The 25,156-nt window shown below is 72.6% G+C and carries 17 protein-coding genes and 1 pseudogene; 17 read left to right on the forward strand and 1 reads right to left on the reverse strand.

From position 1 onward, the window contains the following. Window positions 1–589: 589 nt before the first annotated feature. The 12 genes and pseudogenes from trpB to LRS74_RS25805 all read left to right on the forward strand — a co-directional run bounded on the left by trpB (window position 590) and on the right by LRS74_RS25805 (window position 17,254). Window positions 590–1,876, forward strand: coding sequence for a tryptophan synthase subunit beta (gene trpB, locus LRS74_RS25750; protein WP_277743228.1), 1,287 nt, complete (start codon window positions 590–592; stop codon window positions 1,874–1,876). Continuing rightward, window positions 1,873–2,700 (forward strand): tryptophan synthase subunit alpha, encoded by an 828-nt coding sequence (trpA, locus tag LRS74_RS25755; protein ID WP_277743229.1) that lies wholly within the window; start codon window positions 1,873–1,875, stop codon window positions 2,698–2,700. Before trpB ends, trpA begins: the two co-directional genes overlap by 4 nt. Window positions 2,701–2,881: 181 nt before the next feature. Then, a complete protein-coding gene (locus LRS74_RS25760) occupies window positions 2,882–3,655 on the forward strand; it encodes a thioredoxin domain-containing protein (RefSeq protein WP_277743230.1) in 774 nt (257 codons plus the stop codon). 80 nt (window positions 3,656–3,735) lie between these two features. After that, complete coding sequence (gene lgt / locus LRS74_RS25765) at window positions 3,736–4,740, forward strand: prolipoprotein diacylglyceryl transferase (protein ID WP_277743231.1); 1,005 nt, start codon at window positions 3,736–3,738, stop codon at window positions 4,738–4,740. Between the two features lie 197 nt (window positions 4,741–4,937). After that, window positions 4,938–5,669 carry a VIT1/CCC1 transporter family protein gene (locus tag LRS74_RS25770; RefSeq protein ID WP_277743232.1) on the forward strand — a complete coding sequence of 244 codons (732 nt, stop codon included), beginning with the start codon at window positions 4,938–4,940 and terminating at the stop codon, window positions 5,667–5,669. 477 nt (window positions 5,670–6,146) lie between these two features. Continuing rightward, window positions 6,147–10,703, forward strand: coding sequence for a glutamate synthase large subunit (gene gltB, locus LRS74_RS25775; RefSeq protein WP_277744937.1), 4,557 nt, complete (start codon window positions 6,147–6,149; stop codon window positions 10,701–10,703). Beyond that, window positions 10,696–12,156, forward strand: coding sequence for a glutamate synthase subunit beta (locus tag LRS74_RS25780; protein WP_277743233.1), 1,461 nt, complete (start codon window positions 10,696–10,698; stop codon window positions 12,154–12,156). The genes gltB and LRS74_RS25780 overlap by 8 nt, the downstream gene beginning before the upstream one ends. 226 nt (window positions 12,157–12,382) lie before the next feature. After that, complete coding sequence (locus LRS74_RS25785; RefSeq protein ID WP_277743234.1) at window positions 12,383–12,934, forward strand: hypothetical protein; 552 nt, start codon at window positions 12,383–12,385, stop codon at window positions 12,932–12,934. Further along, window positions 12,931–14,850: a GMC family oxidoreductase gene (locus tag LRS74_RS25790; RefSeq protein WP_277743235.1), complete on the forward strand. Its 1,920-nt coding sequence runs from the start codon at window positions 12,931–12,933 to the stop codon at window positions 14,848–14,850. The genes LRS74_RS25785 and LRS74_RS25790 overlap by 4 nt, the downstream gene beginning before the upstream one ends. Beyond that, complete coding sequence (locus LRS74_RS25795) at window positions 14,847–16,148, forward strand: ferritin-like protein (RefSeq protein WP_277743236.1); 1,302 nt, start codon at window positions 14,847–14,849, stop codon at window positions 16,146–16,148. The genes LRS74_RS25790 and LRS74_RS25795 overlap by 4 nt, the downstream gene beginning before the upstream one ends. A gap of 4 nt (window positions 16,149–16,152) precedes the next feature. Beyond that, window positions 16,153–16,320, forward strand: a pseudogene (locus LRS74_RS25800) (GntR family transcriptional regulator); the annotation flags it as partial. A 238-nt stretch (window positions 16,321–16,558) separates the two neighbouring features. After that, the gene (locus tag LRS74_RS25805) at window positions 16,559–17,254 is read left to right on the forward strand and encodes an alpha/beta hydrolase (protein WP_277743237.1); all 696 of its coding nucleotides are present in this window, start codon (window positions 16,559–16,561) and stop codon (window positions 17,252–17,254) included. Between the two features lie 120 nt (window positions 17,255–17,374). On the opposite strand, the gene LRS74_RS25810 is transcribed toward LRS74_RS25805, so the two are convergent. Next, the gene (locus tag LRS74_RS25810) at window positions 17,375–18,301 is read right to left on the reverse strand and encodes a hypothetical protein (protein WP_277743238.1); all 927 of its coding nucleotides are present in this window, start codon (window positions 18,299–18,301) and stop codon (window positions 17,375–17,377) included. A 206-nt stretch (window positions 18,302–18,507) separates the two neighbouring features. On the opposite strand from LRS74_RS25810, the gene LRS74_RS25815 reads away from it, so the two are divergent. The 5 genes from LRS74_RS25815 (at window position 18,508) to LRS74_RS25835 (ending at window position 25,050) form a co-directional block, all read left to right on the forward strand. After that, window positions 18,508–19,341, forward strand: coding sequence for a serine protease (locus LRS74_RS25815; RefSeq protein WP_277743239.1), 834 nt, complete (start codon window positions 18,508–18,510; stop codon window positions 19,339–19,341). Window positions 19,342–19,588: 247 nt separating this feature from the next. Beyond that, complete coding sequence (locus tag LRS74_RS25820; RefSeq protein ID WP_277743240.1) at window positions 19,589–20,281, forward strand: MBL fold metallo-hydrolase; 693 nt, start codon at window positions 19,589–19,591, stop codon at window positions 20,279–20,281. Between the two features lie 223 nt (window positions 20,282–20,504). Then, entirely contained in the window at window positions 20,505–23,690 is a 3,186-nt protein-coding gene (locus LRS74_RS25825; protein ID WP_277743241.1) for an endo-alpha-N-acetylgalactosaminidase family protein, read from the forward strand. 91 nt (window positions 23,691–23,781) lie between these two features. Beyond that, window positions 23,782–24,675 (forward strand): AraC family transcriptional regulator, encoded by an 894-nt coding sequence (locus LRS74_RS25830; RefSeq protein ID WP_277743242.1) that lies wholly within the window; start codon window positions 23,782–23,784, stop codon window positions 24,673–24,675. Window positions 24,676–24,684: 9 nt separating this feature from the next. Next, the gene (locus tag LRS74_RS25835) at window positions 24,685–25,050 is read left to right on the forward strand and encodes a chorismate mutase (protein ID WP_277743243.1); all 366 of its coding nucleotides are present in this window, start codon (window positions 24,685–24,687) and stop codon (window positions 25,048–25,050) included. The last annotated feature ends 106 nt before the right edge of the window (window positions 25,051–25,156 follow it).

The following is a 25,156-nucleotide window of genomic DNA, read 5'->3' on the forward strand; positions in this document are numbered from 1 at the left end:
GCCGATGGCGTCCGACGCCGCGCGGCTGACCCCGTCTTCGGGTGCGGCTCCGTCGCGCCCGCGGTGTCTCTCCCACCCACCCCCCGTTCACCCCGGCCCTTCAAGCCGGCCACCGGTCGCCTGGTCGACCCGGTCGGATCCGGTGGCTCCGGAAGCGGCTCATGCCCGGTCGGGCCCATGGCGGCCCCGACGCGTCGGCTCGGGCCACCGGTTCGCCGACCGGCGGTCCAGGGGCGGAGCCCCTGCCACGCGGCGTAGCCGCGATCCGGGCAGCGGGCGGGAGCGGGTCGGGGAACGACACTCCGCGGGCGTCGCGACCGCCGAACCCCCTCCGGGCGGACCATGTCGGCTCGTAGCGGCGCCGTCGCGCCCGCCGCGGGCGGCCTCCCACCGCTCACCCACCCATCACCTGTGAACCCGGCCCGCCGGCCGGGGGCAGGTCGTCGCGTGGGGAGCCGGCGGGCCGCCGACCGGTGCGGGCTGGAGACGGAACGTCGCGCCCGCGCGGGAAACGGCACGCGGTTCAGGTACGAAAGACCTTCATCATCACGACTTCGAGGGCGACAGCCCTCCCTGAGGAGTACGTCGGATGTCCTCTGACTTCTTCATCCCGGACCCGGACGGTCTGGTGCCCAGCGCCGAGGGGTACTTCGGCGCGTTCGGCGGCAAGTTCATCCCCGAGGCGCTCGTCGCCGCTGTGGACGAGGTGGCCGCGGAGTACGAGAAGGCGAAGGCGGATCCCGCGTTCGCCGCCGAGCTGGACGACCTGCTGGTCAACTACACCGGCCGCCCGAGCTCGCTGACCGAGGTGCCGCGGTTCGCGGAGCACGCGGGCGGCGCCCGGGTGTTCCTCAAGCGCGAGGACCTCAACCACACCGGCTCGCACAAGATCAACAACGTGCTCGGCCAGGCCCTGCTCACCAAGCGGATGGGCAAGACCCGGGTCATCGCCGAGACCGGCGCCGGCCAGCACGGCGTGGCCACCGCCACCGCCTGCGCGCTGTTCGGGCTCGACTGCACCATCTACATGGGCGAGATCGACACCCAGCGGCAGGCCCTCAACGTCGCCCGGATGCGGATGCTCGGCGCCGAGGTCGTCGCCGTGAAGTCCGGCAGCCGCACGCTGAAGGACGCCATCAACGAGGCGTTCCGGGACTGGGTCGCCAACGTCGACCACACCCACTACCTCTTCGGGACCGTCGCCGGCCCGCACCCGTTCCCCGCGATGGTCCGGGACTTCCACCGGGTGATCGGCGTCGAGGCGCGCCGGCAGATCCTGGAGCGGGCCGGCCGGCTGCCGGACGCCGTGGTGGCGTGCGTGGGCGGCGGCTCCAACGCCATCGGGCTGTTCCACGCCTTCATCCCGGACGCGAAGGTCCGGCTGGTGGGCTGCGAGCCCGCCGGGCACGGGCTGGAGACCGGTGAGCACGCCGCCACGCTGACCGCGGGCGAGCCGGGCATCCTGCACGGCTCCCGCTCTTACGTCCTCCAGGACGAGGAGGGCCAGATCACCGAGCCGTACTCGATCTCGGCCGGCCTCGACTACCCGGGCATCGGCCCCGAGCACGCGTACCTCAAGGACAGCGGCCGCGGCGAGTACCGCGCCGTCACCGACGACGCCGCGATGCAGGCGCTGCGCCTGCTGTCCCGCACCGAGGGCATCATCCCGGCCATCGAGTCGGCGCACGCGCTCGCCGGCGCGCTGGAGCTGGGCGCGGAGCTCGGCCCGGACGGACTGATCGTCGTCAACCTCTCGGGGCGCGGCGACAAGGACATGGACACCGCGGCCCGCTACTTCGGGCTGTACGACACGGACGCCGTGGTGGCGGCGGACGCGGCCGGCGAGGTCGCCGAGATCGAGGGGGACGCCGAGTGAGCGGCAACATCCAGCTGCTGAGCGACACCCTGGCGGCGGCCGAGGCCGAGAACCGGGCCGCGCTCATCGCCTACCTGCCGGCCGGGTTCCCGACCGTGGACGGCGGCATCGAGGCGGTGAAGGCGGCGTTCGCGGGCGGCGCCGACGTGGTCGAGGTCGGGCTGCCGCACAGCGACCCGGTGCTGGACGGGCCGGTCATCCAGACCGCCGACGACATCGCGCTGCGCGGCGGGGTGAAGATCGCCGACGTGATGCGCACGGTGCGCGAGGCGCACACCGCCACCGGCAAGCCGGTGCTGGTGATGACCTACTGGAACCCGATCGACCGCTACGGCGTCGAGCGCTTCACCGCCGAGCTCGCAGAGGCCGGCGGCGCCGGCTGCATCCTGCCCGACCTGCCGGTCCAGGAGTCCGCGCTGTGGCGCGAGCACGCCGAGAAGCACGGGCTCGCCACGGTCTTCGTGGTCGCGCCCAGCAGCAAGGACGAGCGGCTGGCGGAGATCACGGCGGCCGGCTCCGGCTTCGTCTACGCGGCGTCGCTGATGGGGGTCACCGGCACCCGGGAGTCGGTCGGCGCGCAGGCCGAGGACCTGGTGCGGCGCACCCGCGCCGCCGCTGCCGCCCGTCACGGGCTGCCCGTCTGCGTGGGCCTGGGCGTCTCCAACGCCACCCAGGCGGCCGAGGTCGCGGCCTTCGCCGACGGCGTCATCGTCGGCTCCGCCTTCGTCCAGCGACTGCTGGACGCCCCCGACCTGGAGCAGGGGCTCACCGCCGTGCGATCGCTCGCCGGCGAGCTGGCCGAGGGCGTCCGGAGCCGTTCGTAAGACCTGGTCCAGGGTCCGCCGCCCGGGTACGCCCCGCGTGGCGTACCCGGGCCGGGCCCCGGTGGTGGCGCCCCCGTAGCGGGGATGTCCGTAAAGCCGGAACAGTGTGGAATGTCCCTCGATCGGGGGAATAGCGGGCGGAGGGGCGCAGCGGCGCCCCTCCGCCTCGTTGTACGGGGGCGTGAACCAGAGAAACGCCGATGGACAGCGCAGCGCCCGCGACCGGATGCGCCAGCAGCGCGAGAAGGACAGAGCGCGCGAGAAGCGCCAGCGAACCCTGGTGGTCGCCGTGACGGCGGTGGCCGTCCTGGGCATCGCCACGGCGGTGGGTGTGCTGGTGTCCAAGAACAACCAGGGCGACTCCTCCGGCCCGGTCACCGCGCCCAAGGGCGCGACCGGCGAGGACGACCTGGTGATCCAGACCGGCCGGGCCTCCGCACCCGCCACCCTCACCGTCTACGAGGACTTCCGCTGCCCCGCCTGCAAGCAGTTCGAGGACGTCTACCGCGACACCATCCACCAGCTCCAGGACGATGTGAAGCTCAAGACGGACTACCACCTCGTCACGATCATCGACGGCAACCTGGGCGGCTCCGGCTCGCTGAACGCGGCCAACGCGGCCGCGTGCGCCCAGGACGCCGGGAAGTTCACCGCGTACCACGATGTGCTCTACGCCAACCAGCCCGAGGAGACCGATGACGCCTTCGCCGACAAGAAGCACCTGATCGAGCTGGCGGGGAAGGTCGAGGGGCTGGACACGCCGGCCTTCCGCGACTGCGTCGACAAGGGCACCCACGACGGCTGGGTGAAGGCGTCCGGCCGTGAGTTCGCCGCGTCCGGCTTCGGCTCCACGCCGACCGTGCTGCTGGACGGCGAGAACATCTACGGCGACCAGCAGAACCCGCTCACCCCCGACCGGCTGAAGCAGCTGGTCGACGAGGCCGCCAAGAACTGACCATGCCGCCCTTGTTACTCAGCCGTTGCCCCGAGTGGGTTGTCCGGATCGCCGCCGGGCAGGGTAGCGTCGACCCTGTCATGGACCTCGCTTACATTCCCAGCCCGTCGTCCGGCGTGATCTATCTCGGCCCGATCCCGCTGCGCGGCTACGCGTTCTGCATCATCATCGGCGTCTTTCTCGCGGTCTGGCTCGGCGGCCGGCGATGGGTCGCCCGGGGCGGCAAGGTCGGCACCGTCGCCGACATCGCCGTCTGGGCGGTGCCCTTCGGTCTGGTCGGTGGCCGGCTCTACCACGTCATCACCGACTACGAGCTGTACTTCGGTGAGGGACAGGACTGGGTCGACGCCTTCAAGATCTGGGAAGGCGGCCTCGGTATCTGGGGCGCCATCGCGCTCGGCGCGCTCGGCGCCTGGATCGGCTGTCGGCGTCGGGGCATCCCGCTCCCGGCGTACGCGGACGCCATCGCGCCGGGCATCGCCTTCGCCCAGGCGATCGGCCGCTGGGGCAACTGGTTCAACCAGGAGCTGTACGGCAAGGCCACCGACGTTCCGTGGGCGCTGAAGATCGACGCGGACACCGCCGCCGGGCATGTCGCCGGTACCTACCACCCGACCTTCCTGTACGAGTCGCTGTGGTGCGTCGGCGTCGGCCTGCTGGTGATCTGGGCCGACCGGCGCTTCACGCTGGGCCACGGCCGGGCGTTCGCGCTCTACGTCGCCGCCTACACCGTCGGACGGTTCTGGGTGGAGTACCTGCGGGTGGACGACGCCCACCATGTGCTCGGGATGCGCCTCAACAACTGGACCGCGATCATCGTCTTCGTGGCCGCGGTGGCGTACATGGTGATCTCCGCCAAGCGGGTCCCCGGCCGGGAGACCGTGGTGGAGCCGGACGCCACGACCGAGGCGATCGACGCCGCCGACGACAAGGCGGCGAACGACGAGGGCGGCGCGTCCGCCAAGGCGAGCACGTCCTCCAAGGCGCCCACGGCCGCCAAGGCGACCAGGACCGCCGCTCCGCGCACCCCGGCGTCGCCGCGCACTCCCGCCTCCCCGCGGACCCCGCGCACCCCGCCGAAGTAAGCCTTCCCTGAGGTCCCGACCTCGGTGGCACACCGTGACGGCCGCCCCACTCTATGGGGCGGCCGTTGACGTTTCCGCAGGTCAGCGAGGTAAGTTCGGCCTTCCTTGCTGGCGGGCCGGGGCTGTTCGTGCGTACCGTCGAAGGGGTGGGGACCCAGGCGTCAGGCCGGACCCCAGGGGAAGGGAGCGCCATAGCCATGTCCGTCATCGAGACCACCGCACCACTGCACATCGCCCACCGTGACAACCACACGCACCGTGATGTGAACGGCGGCTGGCTGCGCCCGGCGGTGTTCGGCGCGATGGACGGACTCGTCTCCAACCTGGCGCTGATGACCGGCGTCGCGGGCGGCTCGGTGTCCCCGCAGACCATCGTGATCACCGGTCTCGCGGGCCTGGCGGCCGGCGCCTTCTCGATGGCGGCGGGGGAGTACACCTCGGTCGCCTCGCAGCGCGAGCTGGTGCTGGCCGAGCTGGAGGTGGAGCGGCGCGAGCTGCGCAGGCACCCCAAGGACGAGCTCAGGGAGCTGGCGGCGCTGTACGAGTCGCGGGGCGTGGAGCCGAAGCTCGCCCATGAGGTGGCCGAGCAGCTGTCCCGGGACCCGGACCAGGCGCTGGAGATCCACGCCCGCGAGGAGCTCGGGGTGGACCCGGACGACCTGCCCTCGCCGCTGGTCGCCGCGGTCTCCTCGTTCGGCTCCTTCGCGCTGGGCGCGCTGCTGCCGGTGCTGCCGTACCTGCTCGGCGCCACCGCGCTGTGGCCGGCCGTGCTGCTGGCGCTGCTCGGCCTCTTCGTCTGCGGCGCGATCGTGGCCCGGGTGACGGCCCGCACCTGGTGGTACAGCGGGCTGCGGCAGCTCGCCCTGGGTGGGGCGGCGGCGGGTGTGACGTACGCCCTGGGCACACTCTTCGGTACCGCCGTAGGCTGACCGGCGACGCCGCGCGAGCCGCGCCGCACCCCGGCCCGCTCGTCGCACGTCCCCCGTGAGATTCCGCGGACTCCGCCGACCGGTGCCCACCCGGCCCGGTCGGCTCGCGGCCCCGGCCGTCGGCCGTACCCCCGTCGACGCCCGTGTGGCCGCCGCGCCGTGGTGGACGTCCGGCGGCCCCCGAGCCGTCCCGGTCGTCGCCCGTCACTCGGCGTCACCGCCGTAACTCGGCGGTTTCACGCCGTTTACCGGAGGGCATAACACCGGGACGCGCGGGCAATGTCGCCCGTTTCGTCCATGTCGGCGGGGGCCGTTCCGCTCCCTGGCCTCCCGATCGACCCTCGTGCGGCTGTCCGCATACTGAAATGGTGTATCCGCTTCCCGAGAACCGGGCCATCATGTAACCTGCACGAAAATTTAGCGGAGGGCCAACGTCGTCCCTCGGCATTCATTGCCATGACGACGACGGGAGAGCCGATGCGAGCCGCGTCCTCTGCGTCCTACCCCGCCCGACAGGGGCTCTACGACCCGCGCAACGAGCACGACGCCTGCGGCGTGGGCTTCGTGGCCACGCTGACCGGCACGGCGGACCACACGCTGGTCGAGCAGGCCCTCACGGTTTTGCGGAACCTGGAGCACCGCGGCGCCACCGGCTCCGAGCCCGACTCGGGCGACGGCGCGGGCATCCTGGTGCAGGTCCCGGACGCGTTCCTCCGCGAGGTGGCCGGATTCGACCTCCCCGAGGCCGGCGGCTACGCCGTGGGAACCGCCTTCCTGCCCGAGGACGAGCGGGAGCGCGCCGAGGCCGTCGAGCGCATCGAGGCGCTCGCCGCCGAGGAGGCGCTGACCGTCCTGGGGTGGCGCGAGGTCCCGGTCTGTCCCGACCTGCTCGGCAACGGCGCCCGCGCCACCATGCCGGCCTTCGCCCAGCTCTTCGTGGCGGACGGCGAGAGCACCGGACTGGTGCTGGACCGCAAGGCGTTCGTGCTGCGCAAGCGCGCCGAGCGGGAGGCGGGCGTGTACTTCCCCTCGCTCTCCGCGCGGACCCTGGTCTACAAGGGCATGCTCACCACCGGTCAGCTGGAGCCCTTCTTCCCCGACCTGTCCGACCGGCGCTTCGCCTCCGCCATCGCCCTGGTCCACTCCCGGTTCTCCACCAACACCTTCCCGAGCTGGCCGCTGGCCCACCCGTACCGCTTCGTGGCGCACAACGGTGAGATCAACACCGTCAAGGGCAACCGCAACTGGATGCGCGCGCGGGAATCCCAGCTGGCCAGCGAGGTGTTCGGGGAGAAGGCCCTGGAGCGGATCTTCCCGATCTGCACCCCGGACGCCTCCGACTCGGCCACCTTCGACGAGGTCCTGGAGCTGCTCCACCTCGGCGGCCGCTCGCTGCCGCACAGCGTGCTGATGATGGTCCCCGAGGCGTGGGAGAACCACGCCTCCATGGACCCGGCCCGGCGCGCCTTCTACCAGTACCACTCCACGATGATGGAGCCCTGGGACGGCCCGGCCTGCGTCACCTTCACCGACGGCACCCAGGTCGGCGCGGTCCTGGACCGCAACGGTCTGCGGCCCGGCCGCTACTGGGTCACCGACGAGGGCCTCGTGGTGCTCTCCTCCGAGGTCGGCGTGCTGGAGATCGACCCGGCCCGGGTGGTCCGCAAGGGGCGGCTCCAGCCCGGCCGGATGTTCCTGGTCGACACCGCCGAGCGCCGCATCATCGAGGACGACGAGATCAAGTCCGCGCTGGCCGCCGAGAAGCCGTACGGCGACTGGCTGGAGTCCGGGCTGATCGAGCTCGCCGACCTTCCGGAACGTGAGCACATCGTGCACACGCACGCCTCGGTGACCCGCCGTCAGCAGACCTTCGGCTACACCGAGGAGGAGCTGCGCGTCCTGCTCGCCCCGATGGCCAGGACCGGCGCCGAGCCGATCGGCTCCATGGGCACCGACTCGCCCATCGCCGCGCTCTCCGAGCGGCCGCGGCTGCTGTTCGACTACTTCACCCAGCTGTTCGCGCAGGTCACCAACCCGCCGCTGGACGCCATCCGCGAGGAGCTGGTCACCTCGCTGATCTCCTCGCTGGGCCCGCAGGGCAATCTGCTCGACCCGACGCCGGCCTCCTGCCGCAGCGTCACGCTGCCCTTCCCGGTGATCGACAACGATGAGCTGGCCAAGCTCATCCACATCAACGCCGACGGCGACATGGCCGGCCTGAAGGCCGCCACCCTCTCCGGCCTGTACCGGGTCGCCGGGGGCGGCGACGCGCTGGCCGCGCGACTGGCCGAGATCTGCGCCGAGGCGGACGCCGCCATCGACAACGGCGCCCGGCTCATCGTGCTCTCCGACCGGCACTCGGACGCCGAGCACGCCCCGATCCCCTCGCTGCTGCTCACCTCCGCGGTCCACCACCACCTGATCCGCACCAAGCAGCGCACCCATGTGGGGCTGCTCGTCGAGGCGGGCGACGTGCGCGAGGTGCACCACGTCGCGCTGCTCATCGGCTACGGCGCCGCGGCCGTCAACCCCTACCTGGCGATGGAGTCGGTGGAGGACCTGCTGCGCGCGGGCACCTTCCTCTCCGACCTGGAGCCCGAGCAGGCCATCAGGAACCTCATCAAGGCGCTCGGCAAGGGCGTGCTGAAGGTGATGTCCAAGATGGGCATCTCCACCGTGGCCTCCTACCGCGGCGCGCAGGTCTTCGAGGCCATCGGCCTGGAGGAGGGCTTCGTCGACAGCTACTTCCACGGCACCGCCACCAAGATCGGCGGCGCCGGCCTGGACGTCGTCGCCGCCGAGGTCGCCGCCCGGCACGCCAAGGCGTACCCGCCCTCCGGCATCCCCTCCGCCCACCGGGCGCTGGAGATCGGCGGCGAGTACCAGTGGCGCCGCGAGGGCGAGCCGCACCTGTTCGACCCGGACACGGTCTTCCGGCTCCAGCACTCCACCCGCGCCCGCCGGTACGACATCTTCAAGAAGTACACCGAGCGCGTGAACGAGCAGTCCGAGCGGCTGATGACGCTGCGCGGCCTCTTCGGCCTCGCCACGGACCGGCCGTCGATCCCCCTGGAGGAGGTCGAGCCGGTCTCCGAGATCGTCAAGCGCTTCTCCACCGGCGCCATGTCGTACGGCTCCATCTCCAAGGAGGCGCACGAGACCCTCGCCATCGCCATGAACCAGCTGGGCGGCAAGTCCAACACCGGCGAGGGCGGCGAGGACCCGGAGCGGCTGTACGACCCGGCCCGCCGGTCCTCCATCAAGCAGGTCGCGTCCGGCCGCTTCGGCGTGACCAGCGAATACCTGGTCAACGCCGATGACATCCAGATCAAGATGGCGCAGGGCGCCAAGCCCGGCGAGGGCGGCCAGCTGCCCGGCCACAAGGTCTACCCGTGGGTGGCGAAGACCCGTCACTCGACGCCCGGCGTCGGCCTGATCTCCCCGCCGCCGCACCACGACATCTACTCCATCGAGGATCTCGCCCAGCTGATCCACGACCTGAAGAACGCCAACCCGGCCGCCCGCATCCATGTGAAGCTGGTGTCCGAGGTCGGCGTCGGGACCGTGGCCGCGGGCGTCTCCAAGGCGCACGCGGACGTCGTGCTCATCTCCGGCCACGACGGCGGCACGGGCGCCTCGCCGCTCACCTCGCTCAAGCACGCCGGTGGTCCGTGGGAGCTCGGCCTCGCCGAGACCCAGCAGACGCTGCTCCTCAACGGCCTGCGCGACCGCATCGTCGTGCAGACCGACGGCCAGCTGAAGACCGGTCGCGACGTGGTGATCGCCGCGCTGCTCGGCGCCGAGGAGTTCGGCTTCGCCACCGCCCCGCTGGTGGTCTCCGGCTGCGTGATGATGCGCGTCTGCCACCTGGACACCTGCCCGGTCGGCATCGCCACGCAGAACCCGGTGCTGCGCGAGCGGTTCAGCGGCAAGGCCGAGTTCGTGGTGAACTTCTTCGAGTTCATCGCCGAGGAGGTCCGCGAGCTCCTGGCCGAGCTGGGCTTCCGCACCCTCCAGGAGGCCGTCGGCCACGCCGAGCTGCTCGACGTCTCCCGCGCCGTCGACCACTGGAAGGCGCAGGGCCTGGACCTGGCCCCGCTGCTGCACGTCCCCGAGCTGCCCGAGGGCGCCGTCCGCCACCAGATCACCACCCAGGACCACGGCCTGGAGAAGGCGCTCGACAACGAGCTGATCGAACTGGCGGCGGACGCGCTGAACGCGGAGAGCGCCGATGCCGCCCAGCCGGTCCGTGCCCAGGTCGCCATCCGCAACATCAACCGCACCGTCGGCACCATGCTCGGCCACGAGGTGACCAGGCGGTTCGGCGGCGCCGGGCTGCCGGACGACACCATCGACATCACCTTCACCGGCTCCGCGGGCCAGTCCTTCGGCGCCTTCGTGCCGCGCGGCGTCACCCTGCGGCTGGAGGGCGACGCCAACGACTACGTCGGCAAGGGCCTCTCCGGCGGCCGCGTGATCGTCCGTCCGGACCGGGGTGCCGACCACCTCGCCGAGTACTCCACCATCGCCGGCAACACCCTCGCCTACGGCGCCACCGGCGGCGAGATGTTCCTGCGCGGCCGCACCGGCGAGCGGTTCTGCGTCCGCAACTCCGGCGCGCTGGTCGTCTCGGAGGGCGTGGGCGACCACGGCTGCGAGTACATGACCGGCGGTACGGCGGTCGTCCTCGGCGAGACCGGCCGCAACTTCGCGGCCGGCATGTCCGGCGGCGTCGCGTACGTCGTCGACCTCGACCGGGACAACGTCAACTCCGGCAACCTGGAGGCGATCGAGGCCCCGTCGGCCTCCGACAAGCAGTGGCTGCACGACGTCGTGCGCCGCCACCACGAGGAGACCGGCTCGACGGTCGCCGAGAAGCTGCTCGCCGACTGGTCCGTGAACGCGGACCGCTTCAGCAAGATCATCCCGACCACGTACAAGGCAGTGCTCGCCGCCAAGGACGCCGCTGAGCTCGCCGGTCTCTCCGAGCAGGAGACCACCGAGAAGATGATGGAGGCGGCGACCCATGGCTGACCCCAAGGGCTTCCTGACCACCGGGCGCGAGGTCGCCGAGACCCGTCCGGTGAGCGAGCGCGTCAAGGACTACAACGAGGTCTACGTCCCCGGCTCCCTGCTGCCGATCATCAGCAAGCAGGCCGGCCGGTGCATGGACTGCGGCATCCCGTTCTGCCACAACGGCTGTCCGCTCGGAAACCTCATCCCCGAGTGGAACGACTACGCCTACCGCGACGACTGGCAGGCCGCCAGCGAGCGGCTGCACGCCACCAACAACTTCCCGGAGTTCACCGGGCGGCTGTGCCCGGCGCCGTGCGAGGCCGCCTGTGTGCTGGGCATCAACCAGCCCGCGGTGACCATCAAGAACGTCGAGGTCACCATCATCGACAAGGCGTGGGAGTCCGGGGACGTCACCCCGCAGCCGCCGGAGCGGCTCAGCGGCAAGACGGTCGCCGTCATCGGCTCGGGCCCCGCCGGGCTCGCCGCCGCCCAGCAGCTCACCCGGGCCGGCCACACGGTCGCCGTCTACGAGCGCGCCGACCGCATCGGCGGGCTGCTGCGCTACGGCATCCCCGAGTTCAAGATGGAGAAGCGGCACATCAACCGGCGCATCGAGCAGATGCGCGCGGAGGGCACCAAGTTCCGCACCGGCGTGGAGGTCGGCCGCGACATCGACGCGGCCAAGCTGCGCCGCCGGTACGACGCGGTGGTCATCGCCGCCGGCGCCACCACCGCCCGCGACCTGCCGGTGCCCGGCCGCGAGCTGAAGGGCATCCACCAGGCGATGGAGTACCTGCCGCTCGCCAACAAGGTGCAGGAGGGCGACTACGTCACCGCCCCGATCAGCGCCGAGGGCAAGCACGTGGTGGTGATCGGCGGCGGCGACACCGGCGCGGACTGCGTGGGCACCGCCCACCGCCAGGGCGCCGCCTCGGTCACCCAGCTGGAGATCATGCCCCGGCCGACGGACGAGCGCCCCGCGCACCAGCCCTGGCCGACCTTCCCCATGACCTACAAGGTCACCTCCGCCCACGAGGAGGGCGGCGAGCGCGTCTACGCCGTCTCCACCACCCACTTCGAGGGCGACGAGGACGGGAACGTGCAGTTCCTGCACCTCGTGGAAGTCGAGTTCAAGGACGGGAAGTTCGAGCGGAAGCCCGGCAGCGAGCGGAAGATCCCCGCCCAGCTGGTCACCCTCGCCATGGGCTTCACCGGCACCGACCGCGAGAACGGGCTGGTCGAGCAGTTCGGCCTGGAGCTGGACGAACGCGGTAACATCGCGCGGGACGCCGACTTCGCCACCAACGTCGATGGCGTGTTCGTCGCGGGCGACGCGGGCCGCGGCCAGTCGCTGATCGTGTGGGCCATCGCCGAGGGTCGCTCCGCGGCGCGCGGCGTGGACCGCTACCTCTCCGGAAGCAGCGCGCTGCCGGCCCCGATCCGGCCGACGGACCGCGCACTGACGGTGTGACCCCGCGGACCGGCACCGTCCCGCCGGTCCGCACCCGACCGAAGCGGCCCACCAGCCGTAGCGGCCGTACAGACTCCGCCGTACAGCGTCGTACGGAGAGGAAGCGCGGCGCCCGCCCTCATCCCCGACCCGAGGGCGGGCGCCGCGTGTTGTTCTCCGCCCCGGTTATCCACAGGCGAAGCTCCCTCATCATGCGATCACGGAGAGTTATGTATCGTTGCGGAGCATGAGCAACGCAGCCGTCGTCCCTCCGGAAGCATCCGCCGACGCCGAGGGTTTCGTCCGGATCTCCGCCGACCTCACCGGATTCCGCCCCTTCGACCTGCACGCCACCGGCATGGCGCGCCCGTACCTGGACACCGTGCTCGCCCAGGTCGGCCGCCCGCACTTCGACCGCTTCGTCCGCGCTCTCGTCGACGCGGGCCGGGATCCCGCGCGGATCGAGGACGAGACCTGCCGCGAGATCGCCCGTGCCATCACCTACCTGTGGTACCTGGGCTCCTGGCCCCGACTGCCCCGGCGCGTCCACACCGCCCTCGGGCGCGAGGTGGCGAACGTGGAGTTCGTCGTCTCCCCGCAGGCGTACACCGAGGGCCTGGTCTGGCGCACCTTCGGCGGCCACCCGCCGGGCGCCAAGCCACCGGGCTTCGGGACCTGGGCCGATCCACCCCGTCTGGAAGCCCCTGGGCCCGACGACCCGAGCCGGCCCCCGGCAGCGGCCCCGGCCCCGGCAGCGGCCCCGGCCCCGCCACCGCCACCGGACGGAGGCGCGGCATGATCTTCCGACGCCACCCGGACGGGCACCGCCATGACGTGATCATCGTCGGTGGCGGCATGGCGGGCAGCCTCGTCGCCAAGGAACTGGGCGACCACGGCTGGCGGGTGCTGCTCCTGGAGGCCGGCACCGGCACCCTCGCCACCTGGCAGGGCCACCTCGACGCGATGGACACCTTCTACGGCGCGGTCGCCAAGGTGCCCAACGCGCCCTACCGTCCCAACGCGGCCGCGCCCTCGCCCGACGTCCTCCACCTGGAAGGGCTCCCCCAGGGCGGCTACCGCGCCACCGGCTACTTCGTCCAGAACGGGCCGCTGCCGTACGGCAGCGACTACCTGCGCGCCTCCGGCGGCGCCGGCATGCACTGGCTGGGGCTCACCCCCCGAATGCTGCCCGAGGACTTCGCCACCCGGACCCGCTACGGATACGGCCGCGACTGGCCGATCGGCTACGACACCCTGCGGCCCTACTACGAGGCGGCCGAGCGGGCCATCGGCGTGGCCGGCGACGCCGACGAGCAGAACGCGGCGGACATCCCCGTGGGCGCGGACTACGTCTTCCCCATGGAGAAGATCCCGCGGAGCTACGTCGACAGGTGCTTCGCCGTCAGGCTGGACGGCAGGACCGTCGAGGACCCGGTCGCCGGCGGCACCGACTTCACCCTGAAGGTCGTCACCACGCCACACGGCCGCAACAGCACCCCCAACCCCTCCTACGACGGTGGCAGGGGATACCGCCCGGCCGAGTCGCCCGGCCTGCCCAACTACGGCGAGCGCTGCGTCGGCAACGCCAGCTGCACACCCATCTGTCCCGTGCACGCGAAGTACAACCCGCTCAAGACCCAGGCGCGGTTCGGCCGCACCGTCACCCTCGTCACCCGGGCGGTGGTCAGCCGGGTGCTGTCGGGCACGGGCGGCCGCATCCTGGGCGTGCAGTACCAGGCGTACGACGACCCGGCGGCGCCGGTCGCCGAGACCCGCACCGCCGAGGCGGACCTGGTGGTGCTGGCCGCCCATGCCATCGAGAACGCCCGGCTGCTGCTCGCCTCCGGGCTGGCCAACAGCAGCGACCAGGTCGGTCGCAACCTCATGGACCACCCGGTGCTGCTCGCCTGGGCGCTCATGCGCCAGCAGGTCGGGCCGTTCCGAGGCCCCGGCTCCACCTCCGCGCTGGAGTGTTTCCGCTTCGGCGCGGCGCGCGGGGAGCGCGCCCCCTTCCGGGCCGTCATCTCCAACTGGGGTTGGAGCTGGGCGACCGGATCGCCCGGCAGCGACGTCGCCCAGCTGTTGCGCGAGGGCCCGGCGCCCGGCGGGAAGGGCCTGTTCGGCAGGGAGCTGCGGGCCGCCCTGGGGGACCGGATCGGCCGTCAGATCGCCCTGCAGTTCGAGATCGAGCAGAGCGCCGACCCGTCCAACCGCGTCACCGTCGACCCCGGGATCCGCGACCGGCTCGGCGATCCGCGTCCCGTCCTCACCTACGACCTGTCCGACCACATCAAGGAGAGCATGGTCTCGGCCTCCGCACTGGCAAGGAAGATCTTCGGGATGTTGGGCGCGACGGACCACACCTCGCACAAGCCCGGGCCGTTCCAACCCGGCTACTTCCGCTACCGGCAGCACGAGTTCAGCTTCCACGGCGCGGGCCACGGTGCCGGGACCCATGTCATGGGAAGCGACCCGAGCTCCTCGGTCGTCGACGAGTGGCAGCGCTGCTGGGACCACCCCAACCTGTACGCCGTCGGCTGCGGCAGCATGCCCTCCATCGGCACCTCCAACCCCTCGATCACCATGGCCGCACTGGCGCTGCGCAGCGCCGAGGCCATCCATCGCGACCTCAGCGCGATGCACCGTCCCGTCAGGCTCTCCGCCGCCGGTGTGGCGGGTCGTGAGCAGCCGGTCGCCGCGGAGGCAGGCCCGTGACCGAGCCCCCCACCGACCCCGCCCCCACCGACCCCGCCCCCACCGACCCCGTCCTCGCCGACCCCGCCCCCACCGACACCCTCCCCTTCACCCCCGAAGCGCCCTCGGAGTTCGCCGACATCGACCTGGACGCGGCGGGCCCCGCGAGCGCGCTCTCCCGACTGGCGGAGCCGCCCTACAAGGTGCCGGAGACCTTGACCGAGCTACGGCACTTCCTCCAGGCCGCGCTGACCCTCGAGCACCTGACCATCCCGCCGTACATGACCGCGATGTACACCCTGACGCCGGGCGCCAACCGGGAGGCACACTTCGCGATCCGCGGCGTGGTGTTGGAGGAGATGCTCCACATGGCGCTGGTGGGCAACCTGCTCAACGCCGTCGGCGGCACCCCGAAGGTGGCCGGTTCGAGCTTCATCAGGAACTATCCGGCCAGGCTGCCCTACGCCAGGGACGACGTCCCCGTCGCGCTGTGGCACTTCTCGCCCTGGGCGCTGCTCACCTTCCTCTTCATCGAGCGGCCCGAGTACGTCGCCGAACCGCCCCGCGCGGGCTCCGGTGGCTCCACCGGGTCCGGCTGGACCTCCATCGGCCAGTTCTACGCGACCCTTCGCCAGGGCCTGACGGGCTTGGTGGACAAGCTGGGGGAGGCGAAGGTCTTCTCCGGCGCGGGGGAGCGCCAGGTCGGGCCCGAGGACTTCTACAACTCCGGCGGTGAGATCTTCGAGGTCGACGACCTGGAGACCGCCCTGAAGGCCCTCACGTGCATCTCCGACCAGGGCGAAGGCGTATCGCACACCATCTGGAACGCCGACGACCGACTCTTCGGCGAGACCCGTCAGCCCGCCCACTACTTCCGCTTCAACGAGATCCTGTGGCAGCGCCGCTACGGACCGCACGACACCCCGAAGTCCAGCCCCAGCGGCCCCACGCTTCCGGTCGACTGGAGCGCCGCCTACGCGATCGACCCGCGGGCGAGGGTGGCCGACTTCCGCGGGGACGCGGCGGTGCACCAGGCGGCGCGGGACTTCAACCTCTGCTACGCCACCCTTCTGGTCGCCCTGGAGCGCGCCTTCCAGGAGCACCCCGGCTGGATGCGGACCACGATCCCCCTCATGCTGCGGCTGCGCGACCTCTCCCAGCGGCTCTACCGCAATCCGCACCCGGACCCGGCCAAGCGCGCCCGCGGGCTGCATGCCAGCGCGACGTTCGAGGTCACGGACGAGACGCTGCGGCGGGCCAGGGCGGAGCTGGCCCGGGCGCCGGGCGTGGCGGCGCTGCCGGAGGGGCTGGTGCCCTGAGCGACGGCTGATACCTCGCGAGGGCCTCGTCGAACCGCGCCCGGGCCTGGGCATCTTCGTGCGTCGCTCGCCGGCGCGACCCGAGGCGGCCGCCGGCTCGCCACTGCGGGTCGAGCTGGCGGCCGGGGTCGAGGGGGCGGCCGCGGTCGACCGGGGAGAGGGGACCGGGTAGCGCGGCCCAGACCACAGCGGACGAACCGAACGGGGGAGAAGAACGGTTGACCGACCAGTCAGGCGCTTCGCGCACGGCCGCCGTGGCGGCGGCCGGACCGGGCGAGCGATACCGGCGCGGCCGTGTTCCGTGCGACCGGGCAGGTGCTGACGGCCGTGCGACCCCGGCCCGGATCCGGTGGATCCTCCGGCGGTCCTGGGAGACTACGGAGGGCACCGGAGGCAGGAGGACGGCACTCATGCGACTGCACACCCGCGAATGGGGCACGGGCGACCGGATCGCGCTGCTGGTGCACGGCCTGATGTCGGACCACCGCACCTGGCACCGGGTCGCCCCCGCGCTGGTCGACCGGGGCTATCGCGTCATCGGTGTCGACCTGCGCGGCCACGGCGCCAGCGAGCGCGGCGATTACCGCATCGAGCTGTTCGCCGACGACCTCGTCGAGACGCTGCCGACCGGCGCCGAGCTCGCGCTCGGACACTCGATCGGCGCGCTCTCCCTCTCGCTGGCCGTGGACCGGCTGCGGCCCGCCCGAGCGGTCTACGCGGACCCGGCGTGGGCCTTCGACGGGTCCGCCCAGATGTTGGATCCGACGATCTTCGCGCAGATCAAGACGGTGTCGCGGCGACTGCTCTGGTCGTTCAACCCGCGCTGGGACGAGGCCGACGTGGACATCGAGGTCGCCACGCTCGCCGACTGGGATCCGGCCACCGTGCACACCCTGCCACTGAGCGAGCGGACCGACTGGACGCCGGAGCGGCCCGTCGTGCCCTCGCTGGTGCTGGCCGCCGACCCGAGCCGGCTGGTCTCCGAGGGGCTGAAGAAGGAGCTGGCGTCGCGCGGCTTCGAGGTTCGTACCGTCCTGGGCGCCGGCCACACGCTGCACCGCGACGACTTCGACGGCTTCATGGAGGCCCTCGACGGCTGGGCGTGAGCCGCGTACGTCCCACCCGACGGCCGGCGCCGGGAACGCCGGCGGTCGGACGACGTCGGGGCGGCGTCCGGGCTGGCGACGCGAGGGCGACGCCACCCGGTCCGACGGGCGCACACCGTGTCAGGTGTCGCACTCCAGCACCGTGCGGCACAGCCCGCACCGGGCCCGCACCCTGCCGCGCACCGGGACCCTGATCCGCTGGTGGCAGGTCGGGCAGGGAAAGGAGACCCGCAGCGGCGCGGGGCCCTCGAAGGCGTAGTCCCCGCCGAAGGCGCGGCCGGTGCCCGGCCCACCGCCCGTGCGGGTGCCCGGCCGTGGGGGATCCGCCTGGGCGTGCCGGCGGTCCCGGGCGTACCGACGGCGCCCCGACCAGCCGCAGCCGACCAGCGGCGGCTGCCGCGCGTCGTCGCGGGCCTGCGCCCTGCCTCGCACATACGCCTCGTACGCCTGGGGGCTGGTGAACCGGGGCGCCGGGTCGTCGTCGAACACCAGCGCCCGCTTGGCCAGGACGTATCCGAACTCCTCCGGGGTCAGATAGCCCAGCTTCTGGCTGGAGACGGAGGACTCGCGGTAGGCGTCGAGCAGCAGCCAGCCCGCGCCCAGATACGCGGCGGCGGTGTCGGTGAGGATCTCGTTGTCCCGGGTGCCCGGGAGCTCCAGGCCCAGCCGGTGCAGATAGACGTGCGTCACCTCATGGGCCAGGGCCGCGCCGATGTCCCGCCGGTGCTCCTTGAAGCGCGAGTTGAGCTCGATGAAGTACTCGGGACCGGCGGCGAGCTCCACGTTGCCGGCGTGCCGCATCTCCCGGAAGCTCACGATCATGCGGGCGTCGGGCAGCCGGAGGTGCTGGACCATGACCCGGGCGACGCGCTGCACCCCGAGATACAGGTCCTCGTCCTCGGGAAAGGCCACCTCGGCGGCGGACACGCTGATCGGAAAGGTGCGCACGGTGTCGTAGGACAGGCGGCGGTAGAGCGCGGTGAGTGCCGCGCGCACGGTCGCGAGGTGCGGGAACCCGTGCTCGACGGCGATGCCCGGGGCGGTCACGCACTCCACTGTAGGGCGGGGAGCGCCGCCCGTCTCCGCCCCGGACGGCCTGGGCCGCCCGCCGCGGCCGGCACCCGGGCCATGGGATGGCATGACATGGCCGGAACGCCACCCTTGCCACGCCATTACTACGTCCACATAATCACACCCACTGGTTGGCATGTGCGTGCCAATCATGCGCTCAACCCCCCACGAAAGGACGTCCGTTGCGGAACATCCTGAAGCACGTCAAGAGATCTCTCGCAGCCGGAGCGGTCGGGCTCGCCGCGGTCAGCCTGTTCCCCGGCACCGCCCTCGCCCACTCCGACGGAGCCACCGGCGCCAAGGCGACCCCACCCGCCACCAGCGCCCAGACGGCCCCGCCCGTCGTCGGCGGCACGCGCGCCGCACAGGGCGAGTACCCCTTCATGGTGCGGCTGTCCATGGGGTGCGGCGGCGCGCTCTACTCCAAGACGCTCGTGCTCACCGCCGCCCACTGCGTCGACGGCAGCGGCGGCAACACCTCCATCACCGCGACCGCCGGCGTGGTCGACCTGCAGAGCCCCAGCGCCATCAAGGTCAAGTCCACCCGCGTCCTCCAGGCCCCCGGCTACAACGGCCAGGGCAAGGACTGGGCGCTGATCAAGCTCGCCAAGCCCGTCGACCAGCCCACCCTCAAGATCGCTGAGACCAAGGAGTTCGACAACGGCAACTTCCAGGTCGCCGGCTGGGGAGCGGCGCGCGAGGGCGGCAGCCAGCAGCGCTATCTGCTGAAGGCCACCGTCCCCTTCGTCGACGACGCCAGCTGCCAGCGCTCCTACGGCAACAGCCTGGTCCCGGCCGAAGAGATCTGCGCCGGCTACGCCCAGGGCGGCGTGGACACCTGCCAGGGCGACTCCGGCGGCCCGATGTTCCGCAAGGACAACGCCGGCCAGTGGATACAGGTCGGCATCGTCAGCTGGGGTCAGGGCTGCGCCCGGCCCAACTACCCCGGCGTCTACGCCGAGGTGAGCACCTTCGCCAAGGACATCAAGGCGGCGGCGGCCCAACTCGGCGGTTGATTCCCCACCCGACGCACACCGCGCGGCGGGCCCGGCGCCAACCGGGCCCGCCCGACCCACCGACCCGACTCACACCCCACCCCGCACAACCCCCCACTCGCGGCACACTCACCGCACGCGGGCAGCCGCCCCCGGCCGGGCCTTCCTCCCGGTCGGGGGCGGCGCCGCGACACGTTCGCCCTCGGCGTGTTCGCGGCCGGCTGAGCGCCCTCGTGCGGCCCGCCCCGCCCTCCCTACAGTCGGCCCCATGAAGATCACACAGGTCACCGACGCCGTATGGATGCTGCACTTCGGAGTCGGACAGGCGTACGCCATACGACTCCCCGAGGGCTTCGCCCTCGTCGACGCGGGCTGGGCGGGGCACGAGCGTCAGATCCTCGACGCGCTCGCCGGGCTCGGTGCCGGCCCCCGCGACCTCCGCGACATCGTCATCACCCACTGCCACAAGGACCACTACGGCTCCGCCGCCGCGCTGGCCGCCGCCACCGGGGCCCGGGTGCTGGCCGGGGCCGCCGACGCGCCGGTGATCGACGGCTCCGCGCCGCTGCCCGAGCCCAAGCTGGCCGACTGGGAGGTGCCCCTGTACGAGGCGCACAGCCCGCAGGTGCCGCCGGCCCCGCCGGTCCGGGTCGACCGCGAGCTGACCGACGGGGACACCCTCGACTGGGGCGAGCAGGCGCGCGTCATCCATGTGCCCGGCCACACCCACGGCAGCATCGCCCTCCATCTGCCCGCCTCCGGCGTGCTGTTCACCGGCGACACCATCGCCAACGTCCAGTCGCTGATGCCCGGCGTCTTCAACGTGGAGCCGGAGCGGATGGCGGCCGCCTTCCGCACCCAGGCCGCCCTGGACGTGGAGACCGCCTGCTTCGGCCACGGCGATCCGATCACCTCCGGCGCGGGGGCGACGCTGCGCGCGGCCGCCGACCGACTCCCCTGAGAACTCCCGCCGACCGACTCCTCTGAGAGCTCCGGCCGACCGACTTCCCTGAGAGCTCCGGCCGACCGACTTCCCTGAGAGCTCCCGCCGACCGGCCCCGGGGGAGCGGCACCGGCCGACATGAGTCCAACACCCGCCGCACCTCCGTCCATGGCCCCCACGCCGCCTCCGCCCCACTGTGTGCAGTCGACACACCCGGCGGCGAGACGGAGGAGCGGGCACGGTGAGCGGATACCGGGAACCGGAGCAGCGGCGGGAGCGAGCGGGCGAACGGGACCGGCCGCCGAGCCGCAGGGCGGTCGTCGCCACGACGGCACTGGCCGGACTGGGCGCCCTCGCGCCGCACGACGACGCCTTCGCGGCCGGCCGCGAAGGCCCAGTCCCCGGACCCGGCCAGGGCCGCGCGGCCGCGCGCCCCGCGCCCGGCGGCCAGGCGGTGATCCGTTCCCGGCGGCTGGAGGTCCGGGTCGACCGGGGCTTCCCCCGCGTCCTGTCGTACACCGACCGCACCACCGGCGCGACGCTGTACGGCCAGTCGGAGCCGGTCCGCTCGGTGCTCATCGACGACGTCGAGCTGACTCCGCGGGTCACCGCCACCGCCCGCGCGGACCGCGTCACCCACACCCTCGCCTTCGACGGCGGTACCGAGATCGTCGTGGAGATCCGGGTGCGCGGCGACCGGCTGCACTGGCGGGTCACCCGCGTCACCGACACCGAGGCGCTGCGCGTCGGCACCCTGCGCTTCCCCGGACTCGCGCTGCTCAGCGTGCGCGACGACCAACCCGGCGCCACGCTCCACGCCGCCCGCGTCGAACTGGACAAGGCGAAGAACGGCGACACCCTCGTCTCCGTGGCCGACGCCGGGTCGCCCGGGCGGCCGCCCGCCCCCGACCCGGCACCCCTCGGCTGCGCGTACGCCGTCGTCGCCACCGACCTGCTCGCCGCGGCCGTCGAGACCAACACCGTCTGGGACAGGCCGTCCTCCGCCGCCGGCACCACCTGGGAGAACGGACGGCTGTGGCGGCAGACCAGCGTCGTCGACGGCCACACCGTCGCCCGCCTGGGACCCGGCCAGTGGACCCACCGGGCCGCCGGCTCGCCCGTCGACGCGACCGAACCGCTCCCGTACGCCACCGTCATCATCACCGGCGACCGCAACGGCGACGGCGTCATCGACTGGCAGGACGCCGCCATCGCGCTGCGCGACATCATGATCGACCCGTTGGGCGCCGACGACCAGCACCTGCGGGTCGTCCCCCACATCCCCTTCAACTTCGCCAGCCAGGCCACCAACCCGTTCCTGGCCACCCTCGACAACGTCAAACGGATCTGCCTGGCCACCGACGGCCTGCGGCAGTACACCCTGCTCAAGGGCTACCAGTCGGAGGGCCACGACTCCGCCCACCCCGACTACGCCGGCAACTACAACCGGCGCGCCGGCGGCCTCGCCGACCTCAACACCCTGCTCCGCGAGGGCCGCGCCTGGCACAGCGACTTCGGCGTGCACGTCAACGCCACCGAGTCCTACCCCGTCGCCCACGCCTTCTCCGAGACGCTCGTGGACCGGACCGACGCACAGTGGGACTGGCTGGACCAGTCCTACCGCATCGACCAGCGCCGCGACCTGGTCTCCGGCGACATCATCCGCAGGTTCGCCGACCTGCGCGCCCAGACCGATCCCGCCCTGAACACCCTCTACATCGACGTCTTCCGCGAGTCCGGCTGGACCTCCGACCGCCTCCAGCGCGCCCTGCGCGCACAGGGCTGGCGCGTCACCACCGAATGGGGACACGGCCTGGAGCGCTCCGCGCTGTGGTCCCACTGGGCCACCGAGACCGACTACGGCCCCGACACCTCACGCGGCGTCAACTCCCGCCTCATCCGCTTCCTCCGCAACCACCAGAAGGACGTCTTCGCCGACAAGTGGCCCACCCTGCTGGGCATCGCCCGCACCGGCAACTTCGAGGGCTGGGTCGGCAAGACCGACTGGACCGCCTTCTACCGCCTCATCTGGACCGACAGCCTGCCCGCCAAGTACCTCCAGGCGTATCCGATCCGCACCTGGCGCGACCACGAGATCACCTTCGAGGGCCCCACCCGCACCACGGTCGGCGACGCGGACGGAGTCCGGCGCATCACCACCGACGGACGACTCGTCTACGACGGCGGCCGCTACCTGCTGCCCTGGGAGCCCCGCCGAGCCACCGACCCCGCCAAGCTGTACCACTACCACCCGACGGGCGGCACCACCAGCTGGCGGCTGCCGCGCGGCTGGGCCGGCCGGCGCACCGTCACGCTCTACCGGCTGACCGATCAGGGCCGGGAACACATCGCCGAACTGCCCGTCCGGTCCGACACCGTGACCATCGACGCCGACGCCGACCAGCCGTACGTGATCTACCCCGAGCCGGCCCCCGCCCAGCCCGCGCCGCGCTGGGGGCAGGGCACCCCACTCCACGACCCCGGCTTCCACTCGGGAACGCTCGCCGGCTGGCAGGTCCGCGGCCCGGCCGCGGTACACCGCAGCGAGCTGGGCGACTACGAGCTGGTCGTCGACGCCGGAGTGGCCGCCGAGGTCGGCCAGCGCGTGGCCCGCCTCGCCCCCGGCGACTACGCGGCCTCGGTACAGGTCGAGGTCGGCGCCACCGCCGGGCAACGGCGCCGCGCCACGCTCGCCGTCCACACCGCCGACGGCATCACCGCCGAGAACTGGACCGAGACCTCCACCGCCGTCAACCACGTCGCCGCCGACCGCAAACACGGCACCCGCTTCCAGCGCCTGACCACCTGGTTCACCGTCCCCGCCGGCGGCGGCCCGGTGACCCTCACCCTCCGCACGGCACCCGGCGAGGCCCGCGTCCGCTTCGACAACCTGCGCATCGTCCCCGCCCCACGCCCCACCCGGCCCGGCGCCCTGGTCTGGGAGGACTTCGAACACGTGCCGCAGGGCTGGGGGCCCTTCGTCAAGGGGGACGCGGGCGGCGCCACCGACCCGCGCACCCACATCGCCCAGCGCCACGCGCCGTACACCCAGCGCGGCTGGAACGGCAAGGCCGTCGACGACGTCATCGACGGCCGCGAATCGCTCAAGTCACGAGGTGAGAACACCGGCGTGGTCTACCGCACCGTCCCGCACACCGTCCGCTTCCGCCCCGGCCACCGCTACCGGGTGAGCTTCCGCTACGAGAACGAGACCGCCGGCCAGTACGCCTGGATCACCGCCGTCGACGAACCCGCCCCCCGCGAACTGCTGCGCACCCCGCTCCCGGTGGCCACCGCCCCGACCACCCACGCCTACGAGTTCACCGCACCGCCCGACGGGGAGGCATGGGTGGGCCTCCGGAAGACCGGCGACAGCGGCACCGCCGAGTTCACCCTGGACGCCTTCCTCGTGGCGGAGGTGCCGTAGCCGGCGAAACGGGGCATCCCGGACTCCTCCCTCTGGCGGCGCGCCGACCCATGGATGAAGATCGGCGTGGCGCCAGCAGGAGGGAGCGCGCGTGTACCACACCTGGATGCGGTACTTCACGCCCGGACCGGTCCACCACCGGCTCGGCCTCGTCTGCCTCGGCGTGGGACTCCAACACGGCACCCTGCCCGCCGTCGGCCCGCGCACCCTCGACCACCACGTCGCCGTGGTGATCAGCGCGGGCACCGGCTGGTTCCGCGGCCCCGCCGGCCCCCGCCGGCCCGTGGCCGCCCCCGCCCTGCTCTGGCTCACCCCCGGCGTACCGCACCACTACGCCCCCGACCCCTGCTGGGACGAGAGCTTCGTCGACTTCACCGGACCCGCCACCGCGAGCTACACCGAACTCGGCTACATCGACCCCGACCACCCCGTCGTCCCCCTCAGCGACACGGCCACCGCCCGCGCCGCCATCGGCCGCATCGTCCGCGCCGCCCGCCACGGCAACCCCTACCTGGAGGTCGAGACCGCCGCCGCCGTCCACGAACTCCTCGTCGCCCTGCGCCGCGCCCGCGCCGACACCGGCACCGACGCCGTACTGGCCGCCCTCGCCCGCGACGCCTGCCAACCCCTCTCCGTCACCGAACACGCCGCCCGCCACGGCATGACCCCCGCCGAACTGCGCACCGCCGTGCGCCGCGGCGCCGGCTGCGGCCCCAAGGACTACCTCCTCGGCATCCGCCTCGGCCGCGCCAAGGAACTCCTCATCGGCACCGAACTCCCCATCGCCGCCGTCGCCCGCCGCGTCGGCTACGACGACCCCGCCTACTTCAGCCGCCTCTTCACCCGCCGCGTCGGCACCGCCCCCGCCCGCTTCCGCGCCCAACAGGGCCAGGCCGTCCCCGGCGGCTTCACCGACCGCGTCCCCGACCCCGACCACCCGCCCACCATCCGGTCACACTCCGCGACCGACGGTCGTTCCCCCTAGGCTCTGCGCATGAACAACAGCGAGACCGACACCGACCGCCCCGGCATCGACGAGCAGGTGACCGCCGAACTCAGCCGGCTGCGCGACAGCATCGACAACATCGACGCCGCCGTCGTCCACATGCTCGCCGAGCGCTTCAAGTGCACCCAGCAGGTCGGCCGGCTCAAGGCCACCCACAAGCTCCCCCCGGCCGACCCCGCCCGCGAGGCCCGCCAGATCACCCGCCTCCGCCAGCTCGCCGAAAGCGCCAAGCTCGACCCCGCCTTCGCGGAGAAGCTCCTCAACTTCATCATCGCCGAGGTCATCCGCCACCACGAGACCCTCGCGAACCCGACCGCCACCGAAGACGACACGAGCCCCGCCACCGGCGCCTGACGACGCACCCGGCCCCACCCCTCCGCGCGCCCGCGCGCCCCGGACCCGCCGCTTCGCCCACAGGGCAATCCCATGCGTCGCCCGCGGGCCGTACGGCAGCATGGGC

Source organism: Streptomyces sp. LX-29, from assembly GCF_029541745.1.
In the GTDB taxonomy this organism is placed as follows: domain Bacteria; phylum Actinomycetota; class Actinomycetes; order Streptomycetales; family Streptomycetaceae; genus Streptomyces.